Below are 16,137 nucleotides of genomic sequence, written 5' to 3'. Positions count from 1 at the left end.
GGATGAAAAATCCTTTTGTAATGGGGTGTGGGGAGTTCCATGTGAATTATAAACAAGATATGGCCATATGGAAAATCTCCCGTGTAAGAGTGCGAGTTATGGTTATGGTCGCATTACTAGCCATCTTTCCATTAATTGCTTCCGATTACATTGTGGGTCTAGCTACCCTGTGCGGAATTGCAGCGATCGGTGCCATTGGACTCAATATTCTGACCGGTTTTACGGGCCAAATATCGATTGGGGTTGGTGCCTTTTTGGGGGTAGGAGGCTATACATCGGCAATCTTAACAACAAAACTCGGTTTAAGCTTTTGGCTTGCGATGCCGGCAGCTGGCATAATTACAGCCATCGTTGGCGGCCTTTTTGGCTTGCCATCCTTAAGATTGAAAGGCCTGTATCTAGCAATAGCAACACTTGCAGCCCAAGTAATTATTCTATTTGTCATTTCCAGATGGGATACATTGACTGGAGGTACTGCAGGAATGGTACTTTCAAGGCCGGAAATTGGCAGCTTCGTTTTTAATAGTGAAACAAGCTATTACTATTTAATGTTTGTGATTCTTGTCATTACTACGATTTTCACCTTGAATCTTTTCCGTTCCCGAGTCGGAAGAGCGTTCATTGCAGTGAGGGATCGAGATATTGCCGCAGAAGTTATGGGGATCGATTTATTTAAATATAAAGTTCTCGCCTTTATCGTCAGTTCCTTTTTTGTTGGAGTAGCGGGTGCGTTGCTCGGACATTATACGATGGTTGTCAGCCCAGAATTATATAGTATTACTGTATCTATTGAATATCTAGCTATTATTCTTGTAGGTGGATTAGGCAGTGTTTTTGGTTCGATTTATGGAGCAGTGTTTATTACATTATTGCCTGTTTTCCTTCGTACGGGAGTCGAATTATTTAGCGGTGTTTTCCCTGATTTATCAAATGTGCTAAATGGGCTGAAAGAGGTTGTATTTGGGTTAGTTATTATTCTATTTCTCATTTACGAACCAGAGGGGCTAGCAAAAATATGGAAGAATATAAAGGACTATTTTAAGTTATGGCCGTTTTCCTATTAATTGAGTATGGATGATAGTATTTACTACATTTTGAGGGGGAGAATGATGAAAAAGATTTGGGCAAGTTTTCTTGTAATGGTGTTAGTAATAGGAGTGCTTGCGGGATGTTCAGGCAAGGAAAAAAGCTCTGCTGATGGCAAGGGAACCATCAAAATCGGTGGTATCTTTGATCTAACTGGTGGAACAGGAGATGTGGGCACACCGTACGCTGAAGGAGCAGAAGCTTATTTTGATTTTATTAAAGATGAGAAAATCAATGGCTACAAGCTAGAGTTAATTGGTGATGACTATGCATACAAAATCCCTGAAGCACAAAAAATGTATCAGAAATTAAAATCAAAAGATAAAGTTTCAGGCATTCTAGGCTGGGGTACAGGCGATACGGAGGCACTAAGACAGCAAGTTGCAGCTGATAAGCTTCCATACTTTTCAGGCTCCTATTCTGAAAATCTTAAAGATATTAAGGAGAGTCCATATAACTTCTTAACAGCCGCATCTTATTCCGATCAGGCTAGATCCGCGCTGACATGGATTAAGGAGAACCATAGCGGCGGTACACCAAAGATCGCACTCCTTTATAATGATACAGCCTTTGGTAAATCGCCAATTGAAGACGCAAAAAGCTTTGCTAAAGAGTTAGGAATGGAAGTTGTTGATGAGCAAATTATTGATGTTCAGGCATTAGATGCAATCTCTCAGCTTTTAAATATGGAAAAGAAAAAACCTGATTATGCAATTATCCAGCAAACATGGGGAGCAACGGCAACCATTTTAAAGGATGCTAAAAAGCTAGGGATTGATACGCAGTTTATTGGCTTAAACTGGGCGACAGGAGAAGGATTAATTCCACTTGCAGGGGATGCTGCTGAAGGATTCATTGGTGTCGTTACACATGCATTTCCATATGAAGATCTTCCGGGAATGGAAGAAATCAAAAAGTATTTGGAAGAAAAAGGAGAGAAATTAGACGACAAAAACCAAAAATTTATTCAAGGCTGGGTGTCTGCAAAAATTATGGTTGAGGCCATTAAAATTGCAGACGACCCAACGACAGGAGAAGGAATCCGTAAGGGAATTGAGCAGCTTAAAGATTTAGATCTTGGCGGATTAGCTGCACCGGTTACATTTACATCTGACAATCATGCAGGTACAGGCAAAATCCGTCTCGCCGAAGTTAAGGGTGGGAAATTTGAAGTTATAACAGACTATATTAGTTACTAAAAAATGAGGGAGCGGTCTGTAGACGCTCCTTTTAGTGGTCGATAAATAATAGAAAGTGGCCCGTAAAATAAGAAAAGTGGCTTGTAATAGATAAATCCTGGGGAAAAACACTTTTTGCAGCAGCAAAAAGTCAAAAGGAGGAAATTCATGCTGACAATCAATAATGTAGAAGTGATGTATGACCGGGTCATTCTTGTTTTAAAAGGAATGTCGATGGTCGTTCCAAAAGGGAAAATAGTCGCGCTGCTAGGAAGCAATGGTGCCGGAAAAACAACGACACTTAAAGCTATATCTGGTTTGCTAAAAAGTGAAAATGGTGAAGTAACAGATGGCTTTATTGAACTGTATGGTGAACGTATAGATGTAAGTGATGCTGAAACAATTGTCAAAAAAGGTATCTTCCAGTGTATGGAGGGGCGCAGGGTATTTGAACATTTAACTGTCGAGGAAAATTTACTTGCTGGTGCACATACACGAAAGGATCGAAAAAATATAAAAGGTGATATTCAAAAAGTCTATCATTATTTTCCAAAGCTTGAAATGCTTAAAAACAGTCAAGCAGGGTATTTGTCAGGAGGAGAACAGCAAATGCTAGCAATCGGCAGAGGAATCATGGCTAAGCCGAAAGTATTGCTTTTAGATGAACCCTCTCTAGGATTAGCGCCATTACTAGTAAAAGAAATCTTTGCAATCATCAAGAAAATAAATGAAGAAGAAGGGACGACAATTCTAGTAGTAGAACAAAACGCAAATGTTGCACTATCCATTGCAGATTACGGCTATATTATGGAAAATGGCAGAATTGTTATGGACGGCTCTGTTGACCGTTTATTAGCAAACCAGGATGTGCGTGAGTTCTATTTAGGCATGAGCGACAAAGGAAGAAAAAACTATAAAAATATTAAATCATATAAAAGAAGAAAGAGGTGGCTTTGATGGAGTCGCTCAAGGCTGTCATCCAATATGCATACGATCATGCGGAAGGCTTTAGGAAATGGATGGATAATGCGCGATTGAGTCCAACAGATATACAAACAGAAAAGGACTTGTCAAAGATTCCAGTGTTGAAAAAGGATGATTTGCCAGATATACAAAAAGAAAATGCACCATTTGGTCTTTTTACAACCATACGTAATTCAGACATGGCAAGAGTTTTTATGTCTCCAGGACCCATTTATGATCCGCAAACACATGAAAAAGATTTTTGGCGTTTTTCTGAGGCGCTGCATACTGCAGGCTTTAATGAAACGGATATTGTCCAAAACACTTTTTCATATCATCTTTCACCTGCAGGATTTATGTTTGACTCCGCACTTAGAGAATTAGGAGCAACAGTTATTCCAGCAGGAACTGGTAACCGAGAACTTCAAATTCAAATAATGAAAGATTTACAGGTTACTGGATATGTAGGTACTCCAAGCTTCTTTTCAATATTGATTGACGCAATAGAAGAGAAGGGGTGGATGTTTGGAAAAGATATTCACCTGAAAAGGGCATTTTTCATCGCCGAGATGCTAACAACAGAGATGCGGAAAAGATGCGAGGAAAAAGCGATAGCAGTATTCGAAGGCTATGGAACGGCAGATTGCGGCTGTCTAGCATATGAGGACAAACTCGGCCCGGGGTTAAAACTAACAAGTTCGGCTATTGTCCAAATTTGTGATCCTCTGTCAGGTGATGAGCTTTTATCCAGTGAGGGAGAAGTGGTTGTTACACTTTTTGATAAAAGCTATCCGCTTATTCGATTCGGAACTGGAGACCTTTCAAGATGGGTTGAGGGCTACGAAGGGAAGAGAATTGCAGGTGTACTCGGCAGAATTAGTGATGGAGTGAAAGTAAAGGGCATGTTCGTGAGGGAAAAACAACTGGCTTCCGTACTAGAACAAGCGGGTTACAGTACCTTCCAAGGAATCATTAAAAGGGAAAATAATCAGGACATATTCGAGTTATTTATAGAGTCTGATGAAGAATTGAAATTGGATCTAGGGGAAAAGCTACAAGATGTCTTACGTGTATCACCTATTCTTAAAAAAATTAATAAAGGTCAAATTAATAGAAATGAACACCGATTAATTGATCAGCGGTCCTATGAAATGAAAAATATCTTAAAAAAATAGAGAGCAGCCATGCTCTCTATTTTTTATTGCATTGATGAATAATTATACATTAGGAATTAGCATTCAAAAATAATTAGCATTATAGTATATAGGGGTGAAAATATTACAAATTATTCATATTTCTAGCTGATACACATCGTATCCCCTTATCATTCCGCTTTTTTTATTCACACAATGGGAATAGTGTAAAATCGACATAATATTGTACTAATTGACAATTTATGATAAAAAAGAACTAGTATAATAATGGCAGTGCATAAAAATAAGTTAAGCAGTTTTTGGTTTTTGGTAAGGGAGTGAGTATATGTTCGATCAGAATCAAGTACAGCCATGGATTGATTCCTTACAGGAGTTATTTAGAAATACCCGTTCGAATTATTTTAATTTGCTTCAAATGGAAAAGGATATTCAGAAAATAAGTTCTTTTTTGGAGGATTATGCAAATTTGCGGTATGCGCTAGATGCTTCTGCAATCGTTGCCGTTACAGATACGAGCGGGAAAATAATCTATGCAAATAAAAAGTTTTGCGAACTATCAAAGTACTCCATGGAAGAGCTAATCGGTCAAAATCATCGAATTCTCAATTCAGGCCACCATGAGAAAGTTTTTTTCAGAAGTATGTGGCAGACGATTAATAAAGGAGAAATATGGGAGGGAGAAGTAAAAAATAAGGCGAAGGACGGAACCTTTTATTGGGTAAAAACAACGATTGTTCCATTGAAGGATCATAAGAACAAACCAGTTATGCATATTGCGATAAGAACAGATATATCGGAAGGAAAGCTTGCTCAAGAAAGACTTGTCGAAGCATTGCAAAATGATTTCACCCATGTTGTTAATTCCATGAATAACTTAATTTTCAAAGTAGCCAAAGATCATGATGAGAAATTTGTCTACATTTTAAATGAAGGGAAGCTAGCTTCTCAATTAGGATTAGATAAGGAAAAAATGCGCAATAAACGACCTCATGATGTGTACCCATTAGAAATAGCAAATATGTTAATTAGTAAATATGAACAAGCCTTTCTTGGACAGCCGATTACTTATAATTATGCTTACAAGGATCGACAGCTTTTAACCTATTTATCCCCTATTTATCGGGATGGAAAGGTAGTGGAAATTATCGGCTGTACCAATGACATCACAGAGCTTCATCATATTCAAGAAGAAGTAGAGTTTATGGCATTTCATGACATATTGACTAGTCTACCAAATCGAAGAAAATTTTGTGATGATTTAAATCACTTAATGACAGAATCATATAATAAAAATGAAAAAATAGCTGTTTTTTTTCTAGATTTAGATCGGTTTAAACAAATAAATGATTCTTTAGGGCATTCGGTTGGCGACCAATTAATAAAAGCGGTATCTAAAAAATTGAAAAATGCCATAAAATCAAATGCGGAAATTTACCGGCTTGCCGGGGATGAATTTATTATCATTTATCCAGAATTGACTAGTACCGATTTGGCTCGTAAATATGCTGAGGAGATTTTATCTATTTTTGACAAGTCTATTCAACTAGATAGAAATGAAATTATTACTACATGCAGTATGGGAATAAGCTTCTATCCTGAGCATGGAGAAGATAGCGATACCTTATTGAAAAAAGCCGATATTGCCATGTATGCGGCAAAGCTAAGAGGGCGTAATCATTTTTGTATTTATGAACAGGAAATGAACCAAGCGAATGAAGAAGCCATCTTAATTGAAAATCATCTTCGTAAAGCTATAGATAACAATGAACTTGAATTATATTTTCAACCGAAATTGGATTTAATGACAAGAAAGATCAATGGGATGGAAGCTTTATTGCGCTGGAAAAGTCCGATGTTTGGAAATATCCCGCCGGATAAATTTATCCCAATTGCTGAAGATACAGGGATGATAATTAAAATTGATAATTGGGTGTTAGAACAAGCATGTGTGCAAAACAAAGAATGGAACCATTCTTGCTTTTCCTCGCCTTTAAGAGTGGCAGTGAATATTTCGCCATTACATTTCCGACTGCCAAACTTTCAGCAAGTTGTAGAGGATGTATTAGAAAGAACAGGTTTAGACCCACATTTGCTAGAGTTAGAAATTACAGAGAATAGCTTTATTGACAATATAGATGAATGTATTGAATGCTTAGAGAAGCTAAGAAAAATGGGGATTGTTGTTGCAATTGATGATTTTGGAAAAGGATACTCTTCCTTAAACTACTTAAGAAAATTTCCTATACACTCACTCAAAATTGATCGTAGTTTTATCCACGAAGTATCAAAAAACCGGGAAGATATTGCGATCGTGAAGGCGATTACTTTTCTGGCGCATGAACTGAATTTAAAGGTTGTTGCAGAAGGGATTGAAACGAAGGAAGTAATAGACATTTTAGAAGAAATTGGCTGTGATGAAATTCAAGGGTACTACATAAGCAAACCGCTTCCAAAGCAAGAATTTGAAACGATTTATCGCACGTTAATTCATTAAAATAAAAAAGTGCTTAGTATTTCAACCTTTTTGGATGCATACTAAGCACTTTTACTTTCAAGCAGAAAATGTATATTTAGTTTATCAATCTACCTTTTATAGCTTACTTACCGCCACTCGTCCAGAGAAGAAGGTTGCACCACCGCCCATATCGGACAATCGATCTGGTGTAAGTGTATTGACAAGCTGTTTTGTTCCAGGAATATTTGCCCATAATCCTTGTGAAACGATAACTCCTGGAAGAACATTGTCGCCAACAGCAACCTTCAATTCACATTCCCCGCGCTGATTCCAAACACGTACAGTTTCTCCGTTCTCAATTCCCGCTGCTTCTGCATCATTAACATTCATATGAATCCGCGGCTCTTTTTCTAGCGTTTGATGCTTTTCTATGTTTGAGAATGTTGAGTTTAAAAAATTATGATTAGGTGCTGGAACGAACAAATAAGGAAAATCGCCATCCTCAACAATTGGTATATATGTTGGTAATGGAGAGAAACCGTCCTGTTTCATTTTCTCTGAAAATAACTCGATTTTTCCACTTGGCGTCGGAAGCTTTCCAGGTAATAGCGGTTTCACATTCGCCTTCACGTATTGCTTTTCAACTAAAGCTTCATAATTGATGCCGGCAATATAAGGATTCGCAGGATGATCAAGTGCACGAGAAATCATTTCAGGTTCTGATTCTGTGAAAGCATCCTCAGTGAATCCCATACCTTTTGCTAATAAACGGAAGACCTCAACATTTGATTTGGATTCTCCATAGGGTTCAATGATAGGCTGTTGAATTTGCGTATAATGATGCCAGTAGGAACCATAAAAATCGGTATTCTCAAATGAAGATGTCGAAGGCAACAAAATATCTGCATATTTAGCAGTTTCTGTCATAAATAAATCATGTACGACAAGAAATAAATCCTCTCGCCCTAAGCCTTGCCGAACCTTATTCCCTTCAGGTGCGACAACTGCAGGGTTGCAGCTATAAACATACATCGACTTTATTGGCGGTTCTAGTTCAAGCAGCTTTTTGCCAATTTCATTCATATTAATTACACGAGTTTGCTTGTTTTTTAATAGCTCAGGTCTTTGGAGGCTTTCTTCATTAAAAGCTAAAAAGCCAGAATTCGATTTGATGGCACCACCGCCTTTAACAAGCCACTGGCCAGTTAAGGCTGGAAGACAAGCGATCGTCCGAGTAGACATCCCGCCATTATCATGATGCTGAAGCCCATTTCCAATTCTAATATAAGATGGGGACGTTTCTCCATACATTCTTGCCAGCTTGTAAATATCATCAACAGATATACCTGTGATTTTCGATACAGACAAAGGGTCATACTTCTTCACATGTTCCCGAAGTTCGTGATGTCCTACTGTATACTTTTGTAAAAAATCCTCATCAATTAGATTATCTGCAAATAAAATATGCATTAATCCTAGTGCTAGAGCGCCATCAGTACCTGGTAAAATGGGAATAAACCAATCTGCCATTCTGCCAGTTTGATTTTTATGAACATCAATAACAATCACTTTTGCTCCGTTTTTACGCGCTTTTTGGGCAAGTGTAATTTGATGCATGTTTGTACTCACTGCGTTAATTCCCCAAAAGATAATTAGCTTTGAATGAATGGTATCCTCTGGGTCTATGCCGATATTTCCGCCCATCGTATATTTATAGCCTGTCGTACCAGCAGACTGGCAAATCGTCCGATTTAGCTGTGAGGCTCCTAACCTGTTGAAGAATCGGCGATCCATCCCTTCTGCAGTGAGATTTCCCATATTTCCATAAAAGCTATAAGGAAGAATACTTTCCGGTCCATCGGTTTGGATTAGCTTTTTCCAGTGTGAAGTGATCGTATCAATGGCTTCTTCCCAGCTAATTTGTTCAAATTTTCCTTCCCCTTTTGCCCCAATTCGTTTCATTGGGAACTTTAGACGGTTTTTATCGTATATTCTTTCCTTCATATTCCGAACCTTATTGCAGATATTTCCTTGTGTTACCGGATGGTTTGGGTCTCCCTCCACCTTAATAATTTTCCCATCTTTCTTATGAAGCAGCAATCCGCATTGATCAGGGCAATCAAGCGGGCAAACAGATGGGAAAATTCCATCTTTCTGGTTTACAAAAGTAGTCATTGGTAATCTCCTTTTTACGTGTATTTAATTGACGGTTCGTTTAGTCGAATAACAACTGCAAACGATATACATAACGAGTTCTAAAATATTTTTATTATCGAAATATTAATTGCTTTTATCATAAAATAGATTAATTCGTCTATCAATAAAAAGATGATAAAAAACAAGAATTCTATTTATGTACATATATGAGTCTGCTATTATGGGATAATATGATATTCAAGGAGATTTCAATCATGACCGAAACGAATACTATACAAGAAAAAATTAAGCAAATATTCATCTTATTGATTCCTATATTAATCACACAGCTTGGCATGTTTTCAATGGTATTTTTTAATACGATTATGTCAGGAAAGTATCATTCTTCGGATCTAGCAGGAGTTGCAATTGGCTCATCCATTTGGAATCCAGTATTTACAGGGCTAAGCGGAATTCTTCTTGCAGTATCACCCATTGTGGCACAAAGCTATGGGGAAAAGAAGACAGGAGAAGTTACATCAATCGTTAAAAATGGATTATTTTTAGCGATTATAATTGCCGTTTCTGTGATTATTATTGGCTTTTTTCTGTTAAATCCTTTATTAACGAAAATGAATCTCCCGAGTGATGTTCAAAACACAGCACATGATTATTTGATCGGGCTTAGTTTTGGTATCATTCCATTATTTGCATTTAATGTATTAAGATCTTTTATTTATGCATTAGGAAAAACGCGTGTAGTAATGGTAATTTTACTCTCGGCTCTCCCGATAAACTTATTTTTTAATTATGTACTCGTTTTTGGCCGATTTGGTTTTCCGGAACTTGGTGGAGCAGGAGGAGGCTATGCAACTGCGGTAACATATTGGTTTATTTTGGGAATGGTTATCTTCGTTATTAAAACGCAAAAGCCATTCTCATCCTTTAAAGTATTCGCAAATGTTAAAGGGTTCTCACTTGATAAATGTAAAGAGATTCTAAAAATTGGTGTACCGATGGGGCTTTCTATATTCTTTGAAACAAGTATGTTTGCCGTGGTAACGATTCTATTAAGTAAATTTAATGTGACAACAATCGCAGCCTATCAATCGGCTCTTAATATCGTTTCTTTTTTATATATGATACCGATGAGCATTTCGATGGCTCAAACTGTTCTTGTCGGATTTGAGGTTGGAGCAGGAAGATATAAAGATGCGAGGGCATATAGCTGGTTGGGCATCTATTTATCTATTATTATTGCGTTAGTAACAGGCTTACTAGTCGTATTATTTCGTTATCAGGTTGCAGGTTTCTATTCTAATGAAACAGCAGTTATTTCACTCACTGCTCATTTTCTAATTTATGCACTATTTTTCCAAATATCTGATGCCATACAAGCGACAGCACAAGCGGCTCTGAGAGGATATAAAGATGTAAATATATCGTTTGTCATTACATTAATTGCATATTGGTTAATCTGTCTCCCAGTTGGTTATCTCCTCGCACATCAAACAAATCTTGGAGCAACTGGATATTGGATTGGCTTAACGATTGGCTTGCTTGCTGCAGGTGTATGTTTGTCACTAAGGCTTATTTATATTCAAAAGAAGAAGTTTATAATAGAACAAGTAGGCTAATGGGTTTAAAGGGAAAAGTAAATGTGTTTATATTTCCCAATTATGCATTCCAGTATAAAATATGAAAGACTATATGATAAAATATATACATGAGGCATAAAGTAAGTATGAATGATTACTCCTTTTTTCTATGATTTTTATCAAAAGCAATTGACTATAGTAAATAAGAACTATATAGTATAAATATATATTGCGACTTTTCAGAATTCTAACTTAATAGGAGAAAAGGCAAATTCATTGAAAAATGAAGACGCAAAGCTAAAGGGGCTAAAATCATTCGATTATGCCAGCCAGCTGCCGACTATAACTATAAATGAGTAGGTTAATCGGGATGCGATTAATCTATTTTTTGTGAAAAAATAATACTTTGGAAGTGTATGGATATGGAAGGAATTCATAAGGTTCTTCGAATTGTTACAAATCTCCTGAAGAAAGTAGGGACTGAAAGAAACATAATTACAAAAGATGTTTGTTCAGATATTGTAAATACAATCGGAGACAATGAAGACAAAGAAGCGGTTGAGTCCTTATTATCACAATTGCAAAAAGTAAATGTGCAGATGGAAAATATGAGCTGGCTGAACGAGCATTATAAAATTTTACATGATTTTGCCCAGGTATGCAGCAAGACATTAAATGAGGAAATTCTTCTCAAAAAGGCATATGAAATGGTCTCTCAAGTTATGCCGACTGATTCGTTTTTTATCGCTTTATACACAGAAGGAAATCCACTTATCGATTTTATTTTTATGATAGAAAAAGGAATCTTATATCCGAAACAATACGTTAAAATTGGAAACAACTTTACTTCAAGGGCGATTCGAACGAAAGAAATCGTTCATCCGAAAAAGGTAAGTCATGATCAAACGGACGCGACTTTCGGTGTAACCAATACAAAATCTGGTATTTTTGTACCGGTTATTATTGATGATCAAGTAAAAGCGGTAATCTCTGCACAAAGTGTTTCTGATTTTGCTTATCGAAAAGAACATGAAGAATTACTGCAGATTATTGGAAATCAAGTCATTCATTCCATTGAGACGGCAAGACTATATGAAAAAATCTATTTAATGTCACAGACTGATGAATTAACGGGTTTGAAGAATCATCGCGCATTCCATAATGATCTTTCAAACTTAATCGGCGACGAGGACAAAAAAATAATCTTAATGATGATTGACTCAGACAGATTAAAGAAAGTTAATGATAATTTTGGGCATGATATTGGAGACTTATATTTAAAAGTATTAGGCGATGGCATTAAAAGCATTTGTAATGAAAATATCGTAGGTTATCGGTATGCAGGTGATGAATTTATGATAATAATAAATTCTTGTTTAAATAACATAGTCGAAACAATCTATGAAAAATTATCTGATTATTTAGTAAAGCACCCTATCAAAATAGGAGAAAATAAAATAACTGTTTCGATCAGTACAGGTGTTGCCGTTTATCCAGAACACGGTTCAAGCGTTGATTCGTTAAAAAAATCGGCTGACCAAGCCCAATATAAAGCTAAAAAACAGGGTGGGAACCAAATGGTAACGGCTTAAGAAAAGCGGAAATGCAGGCACTGAAAAAAGGATCTCTTGCAGTGCCCGCATTTCTTTTATTGATAGTCCTCCCAGTCAGAGTATGTGCCGCCTCCGTTACAGCCGGGACAATCGTATAAATTTGCGTGGTAGGCATATTCATTTCCAGGGTAAATGGAAAATCCTCGACCGTAGCATTCAGGACATTTATTCTCATCCTTCATATTTGATAGATGCTTTTCGTATCGATTCGTCCTCCACTCGTTAAACGAATTCAACAACCCCATATTATTCACCCCAAGCTTTTTTTATTAGTTTTAATAAAAATGGCGGTTTTTATACTTGGTGTCTTTTCATTCTCATTTAGCCGGAAAAAGTGTATGATATAAACAACAAAAGTAACTATCATTCTCAAGTTGGAAATAATCAAAACCCAATATATGAATGAACATCAATGGAAGGGGAAACATCGAATGAAATTACTCGGAATATCAGGAACTATTTTAGGGGCAAAGACAGCCATTTTAGTTGATGCTGTCTTAAAAAAGGTGAAGGAAAAATATCCAGAAATCGAAATAGAACTGCTTGATTTAAGGGACTTTCAAATAGAATTTTGTGATGGCAGAAATCCAGATCAATATAACGAAGACACGAAGAAAATGATTAAAGCGGTTTCTGACGCAGATTTTTATTTAATTGGATTTCCTATTTTTAACGGATCATTTCCAGCGCCTTTAAAGAATGTATTTGATATTGTTCATCCAGCTGCTTTTCGTCATAAAGTGATGGGGTTTGTAGCGAATGGAGGGACGTATCAGCATTATCTCGTAGTTGAAAATCAGATGAAACCAATTGCTGGGTATTTGCGTTCATTTGTCGCACCAAGCTATGTGTATGCAAACAGTGAACATTTCAATGGAGATAATGAAATTGTTGATGAGGGTGTTTTATCCCGAATGGATGCACTTGCAGATGAGTTAGTTGTGATGCACAAAGGTTTAGCAATTAAAAGATAAGAGCCATTACAAAATGGATAAGAAAGCAACTGGAAGGGAGTCCATTCAGTTGCTTTTTATTTTGATTGTTATCAAATGCTTAAGGAAAACCTGTGGCTATTTAATTGGTATTTTAGTATAATTTTAAAAGTAAATAGCCCTATTCTGGTATAGGACTGTTCAAATGTATAAATTTTGCGGTGTGCATGACACTAATTGATAGCTTTAGCTATCCTTTTTTAGTGATAAATAAATGCAAACATTTTATTTTTAAAGGGGTCTTTACATTGGAAATCTTGAATCATCTGTTAGACACATATGCCTCGTTTTTCGATTGGGAAATGTGGGGAGAGGTGTTGACAGATCCAGTATCATGGGGATATATCGGCACATTAGTAATTTTAGAAGGCTTGCTGTCTGCTGATAATGCTTTAGTACTGGCTGTAATGGTAAAGCATTTGCCTAAAAAACAGCAGAAGAAGGCATTAACATATGGCTTGTTTGGTGCATATTTCTTTCGTTTTCTGTTTATAGGTCTTGGGATGATATTAATTAAATTTTGGTGGATTAAGGTGATTGGCGCTGGCTATTTAGCATGGCTCGTAATTAAACATTTCTGGCTTGGTGAAGGGGACGATGAAGCAGAAGGAATGAAAAAGGAGAGCTGGCTCATCCGAACCTTTGGTGTTTTTTGGGCAACCGTTATATCAGTCGAGATTATGGACTTAGCATTTTCTGTCGACAGTATTTTAGCAGCATTTGCTGTATCAGAAAAGGTTTGGATTTTACTTATTGGCGGGATGCTAGGAATTTTAATGATGCGGACAGTTGCGAAAGGGTTTCTTATCCTCATTGAAAAAATTCCTGAGCTTGAAAACACAGCCTTTATATTGATTGCCATTATTGCCATTAAAATGTTCTTAAGTGTATTTGGTATTGAAATAGACCACCTCGTATTTTTCGGGATTATCATTTTAGCTTTTATTGTAACGTTTGCGGTCCATTACTTCAAAAAGAGTCATGATGGACAAGATAAAATCGCTTAAATATGAGAACATGTGTATAAAAGCTGTTCACTTTATGTGAATAGCTTCTTATATTTGCACTCTAAACAAAGGAATATTACAATCAACATATAAGAAAAAGGGAGGCAGCATACGGTGAGTGAACAGACTAATTTACATAATGATGCGATAGAGATGTTAAAGGAGACAAGCCGGACTTTTTTTATACCCATTAGTCTTTTAACCCCTGGTTTAAGAGAAGCAGTAACCTCTGCCTACTTATGTATGAGAGCAATTGATGAGATTGAAGATCATCCTGCGCTTGAGTCAATGAATAAGAGCGATCTTTTGGAAAATGTCGGTAGCCTCTTAAGAAAACCTTTTAATGACAATGAGTTATTGGATATTTATCAGCCATACTTCTCTATCTTGCCTGAAGTCACGATTCGACTAAATGACTGGATTAAGGTGTGCCCGCAAATGATCAAAGAGAAAATCCTCGAAGCTACATCTATTATGGCGAAAGGAATGGCCAAATGGGCAAGAAAAAATTGGGACATTAAAGATGAAAATGATTTGGATGAATATACTTTCTATGTTGCTGGGCTAGTAGGTGTGATGCTAACAGATATTTGGAAATGGTATGACGGGACAGAAACGGACAAGGAACTAGCAATTGCATTTGGACGTGGATTACAGTCAGTGAATATTCTCCGTAATCATAAGGAAGATGCGTGCAGAGGGGTTAACTTCTTTCCTGTAGGTTGGGAATTTGAAGATATGTTATCGTATGCCCGCAAAAATCTTGCATTAGCTGATGAATATGTGAAAGATATTAAGACGGATACGATTCTCCATTTTTGCAAAATTCCATTAGCATTGGCGCATGGTACGCTTGATGCGTTAACATCTGGGAAGGAAAAAATGAGTAGATCTGATGTAACCGAGTTAGTAAGCCGTGTAGTTGGGAAATAAAACAAGCGCCTGGTCTCCTTTTTCCATACTGGTCTTGGAGCCATGCGCTTGTTTAATTTTACCACTCTTTAGGCTGGTAGTTCAGTTCATTAAAAAGGGCTGTTCGTTCTTTTTTGGTTAAATCGCGCCATTGTCCAACTGGCAGGTTACCTAAATGAATATTCATAATACGTGTGCGCTGCAAACGAAATACATCATATCCAAGTTCGGCGCACATACGTCGTATTTGGCGATTTAGCCCTTGTGTCAAAATGATTTGAAAATCATATTTTGATAATTGTCTCACTTCGCAAGGAAGCGTCTTTGTCCCAAGTATTTTTACTCCTTCAGCCATTTTTTTCAAGAATTCAGGAGTAATTGGCTTATCTACTGAAACAATATATTCTTTTTCATGTTTATTCTCTGAACGCAAAATTTCGTTAACAATATCTCCGTCATTTGTTAAAAGAATAAGACCATCCGAGTCCTTATCTAGTCTTCCAATATTAAAAATCCTTAGCGGATGATTAACTAAGTCAATAATATTTCCTTTTACATTTTTTTCAGTTGTGCTCGTAATGCCAACAGGCTTATTTAAGGCGATATACACATAATTTCTAGCCATCCGAATCGGGTGCCCACTCACGAGAACATCATCACCAGGTTCAACCTGACTGCCTACCTTTGCCACTTTTCCATTGATTGTGACTCTTCCTTCGCTAATTAATTTATCTGCCCCTCGTCTTGAGGCATATCCAGATTCACTAATATACTTATTAATACGCATGATAACCAATCCTTAAGAAGTCAATTTTTTAAAAGAATACCACGAAAAAATTATTAATATCAAGATTTAATAGTAAATTAATCAGAAGGATTCAAGTGTATCATGACTAGAAAAGTTAGGAAAGTTGTTTTTACTCCCCCTTTATCCTAATAGGGGATAGCAGGCTGTTGAAATCTACATTAGTTTTGTTCTTTTAATTCACTAACGGTTTTAATTGCTTTTCTCCCACATAACAGATATGGTTTGATAGGAAGAA

The 16,137-nt window shown here is 36.7% G+C and carries 13 protein-coding genes and 1 riboswitch; of the genes, 10 read left to right on the top strand and 3 right to left on the bottom strand.

Annotated features, from left to right (window positions below; genetic code table 11):
• Positions 1-2: 2 nt before the first annotated feature.
• The 5 genes from RUH74_RS10215 (at position 3) to RUH74_RS10195 (ending at position 6,875) form a co-directional block, all read left to right on the top strand.
• Entirely contained in the window at positions 3-1,064 is a 1,062-nt protein-coding gene (locus tag RUH74_RS10215; protein WP_313800198.1) for a branched-chain amino acid ABC transporter permease, read from the top strand.
• 45 nt (positions 1,065-1,109) lie between these two features.
• Positions 1,110-2,285, top strand: a complete 1,176-nt coding sequence (locus RUH74_RS10210; RefSeq protein ID WP_313800197.1) for an ABC transporter substrate-binding protein — start codon at positions 1,110-1,112, stop codon at positions 2,283-2,285.
• 147 nt (positions 2,286-2,432) lie between these two features.
• Positions 2,433-3,221, top strand: a complete 789-nt coding sequence (locus tag RUH74_RS10205) for an ABC transporter ATP-binding protein (RefSeq protein WP_313800196.1) — start codon at positions 2,433-2,435, stop codon at positions 3,219-3,221.
• Entirely contained in the window at positions 3,221-4,402 is a 1,182-nt protein-coding gene (locus RUH74_RS10200; RefSeq protein ID WP_313800195.1) for a phenylacetate--CoA ligase family protein, read from the top strand. The genes RUH74_RS10205 and RUH74_RS10200 overlap by 1 nt, the downstream gene beginning before the upstream one ends.
• A gap of 304 nt (positions 4,403-4,706) precedes the next feature.
• The gene (locus RUH74_RS10195; RefSeq protein ID WP_313800194.1) at positions 4,707-6,875 is read left to right on the top strand and encodes a sensor domain-containing protein; all 2,169 of its coding nucleotides are present in this window, start codon (positions 4,707-4,709) and stop codon (positions 6,873-6,875) included.
• 96 nt (positions 6,876-6,971) lie between these two features.
• Here the strand turns inward: RUH74_RS10195 and RUH74_RS10190 are convergent, their stop codons facing one another.
• On the bottom strand, positions 6,972-9,011 hold the full coding sequence (locus RUH74_RS10190; protein ID WP_313800193.1) for a molybdopterin oxidoreductase family protein: 2,040 nt from the start codon (positions 9,009-9,011) through the stop codon (positions 6,972-6,974).
• A gap of 236 nt (positions 9,012-9,247) precedes the next feature.
• On the opposite strand from RUH74_RS10190, the gene RUH74_RS10185 reads away from it, so the two are divergent.
• Together RUH74_RS10185 and RUH74_RS10180 are read left to right on the top strand one after the other, a co-directional pair.
• Entirely contained in the window at positions 9,248-10,609 is a 1,362-nt protein-coding gene (locus tag RUH74_RS10185) for an MATE family efflux transporter (RefSeq protein WP_313800192.1), read from the top strand.
• Between the two features lie 217 nt (positions 10,610-10,826).
• Positions 10,827-10,911: riboswitch (cyclic di-GMP riboswitch) on the top strand.
• 81 nt (positions 10,912-10,992) lie between these two features.
• The gene (locus RUH74_RS10180; RefSeq protein WP_313800191.1) at positions 10,993-12,162 is read left to right on the top strand and encodes a sensor domain-containing diguanylate cyclase; all 1,170 of its coding nucleotides are present in this window, start codon (positions 10,993-10,995) and stop codon (positions 12,160-12,162) included.
• 56 nt (positions 12,163-12,218) lie between these two features.
• Here the strand turns inward: RUH74_RS10180 and RUH74_RS10175 are convergent, their stop codons facing one another.
• On the bottom strand, positions 12,219-12,428 hold the full coding sequence (locus RUH74_RS10175) for a methionine aminopeptidase (protein ID WP_313800190.1): 210 nt from the start codon (positions 12,426-12,428) through the stop codon (positions 12,219-12,221).
• Positions 12,429-12,614: 186 nt separating this feature from the next.
• Here RUH74_RS10175 and RUH74_RS10170 point away from each other — a divergent pair, with 186 nt between their 5' ends.
• The 3 genes from RUH74_RS10170 to RUH74_RS10160 all read left to right on the top strand — a co-directional run bounded on the left by RUH74_RS10170 (position 12,615) and on the right by RUH74_RS10160 (position 15,115).
• Positions 12,615-13,157, top strand: a complete 543-nt coding sequence (locus RUH74_RS10170) for an NADPH-dependent FMN reductase (protein ID WP_313800189.1) — start codon at positions 12,615-12,617, stop codon at positions 13,155-13,157.
• Between the two features lie 266 nt (positions 13,158-13,423).
• Positions 13,424-14,182: a TerC family protein gene (locus tag RUH74_RS10165; RefSeq protein ID WP_313800188.1), complete on the top strand. Its 759-nt coding sequence runs from the start codon at positions 13,424-13,426 to the stop codon at positions 14,180-14,182.
• A 114-nt stretch (positions 14,183-14,296) separates the two neighbouring features.
• On the top strand, positions 14,297-15,115 hold the full coding sequence (locus RUH74_RS10160) for a squalene/phytoene synthase family protein (RefSeq protein WP_396229976.1): 819 nt from the start codon (positions 14,297-14,299) through the stop codon (positions 15,113-15,115).
• 58 nt (positions 15,116-15,173) lie between these two features.
• Here RUH74_RS10160 and rluF read toward each other — a convergent pair whose 3' ends face one another.
• A complete protein-coding gene (gene rluF / locus RUH74_RS10155; protein ID WP_396229974.1) occupies positions 15,174-15,881 on the bottom strand; it encodes a 23S rRNA pseudouridine(2604) synthase RluF in 708 nt (235 codons plus the stop codon).
• Positions 15,882-16,137 lie beyond the last annotated feature (256 nt).

This window comes from Cytobacillus sp. (genome assembly GCF_032154635.1).
Classification (GTDB): domain Bacteria; phylum Bacillota; class Bacilli; order Bacillales; family Cytobacillaceae; genus Cytobacillus.
The sequence above is the reverse complement of the archived record's forward strand: the minus strand, read 5'-3'. Positions and strand labels throughout refer to the sequence as shown.

What these genes read in the sequence shown, in the direction of transcription:
- RUH74_RS10215 (WP_313800198.1), top strand. Translation starts at nt 3, where the DNA reads ATGAAAAATCCTTTTGTAATGGGGTGTGGGGAGTTCCATGTGAATTAT.
- RUH74_RS10210 (WP_313800197.1), top strand. Translation starts at nt 1,110, where the DNA reads ATGAAAAAGATTTGGGCAAGTTTTCTTGTAATGGTGTTAGTAATAGGA.
- RUH74_RS10205 (WP_313800196.1), top strand. Translation starts at nt 2,433, where the DNA reads ATGCTGACAATCAATAATGTAGAAGTGATGTATGACCGGGTCATTCTT.
- RUH74_RS10200 (WP_313800195.1), top strand. Translation starts at nt 3,221, where the DNA reads ATGGAGTCGCTCAAGGCTGTCATCCAATATGCATACGATCATGCGGAA.
- RUH74_RS10195 (WP_313800194.1), top strand. Translation starts at nt 4,707, where the DNA reads ATGTTCGATCAGAATCAAGTACAGCCATGGATTGATTCCTTACAGGAG.
- RUH74_RS10190 (WP_313800193.1), bottom strand. Translation starts at nt 9,011, where the DNA reads ATGACTACTTTTGTAAACCAGAAAGATGGAATTTTCCCATCTGTTTGC.
- RUH74_RS10185 (WP_313800192.1), top strand. Translation starts at nt 9,248, where the DNA reads ATGACCGAAACGAATACTATACAAGAAAAAATTAAGCAAATATTCATC.
- RUH74_RS10180 (WP_313800191.1), top strand. Translation starts at nt 10,993, where the DNA reads ATGGAAGGAATTCATAAGGTTCTTCGAATTGTTACAAATCTCCTGAAG.
- RUH74_RS10175 (WP_313800190.1), bottom strand. Translation starts at nt 12,428, where the DNA reads ATGGGGTTGTTGAATTCGTTTAACGAGTGGAGGACGAATCGATACGAA.
- RUH74_RS10170 (WP_313800189.1), top strand. Translation starts at nt 12,615, where the DNA reads ATGAAATTACTCGGAATATCAGGAACTATTTTAGGGGCAAAGACAGCC.
- rluF (WP_396229974.1), bottom strand. Translation starts at nt 15,881, where the DNA reads ATGCGTATTAATAAGTATATTAGTGAATCTGGATATGCCTCAAGACGA.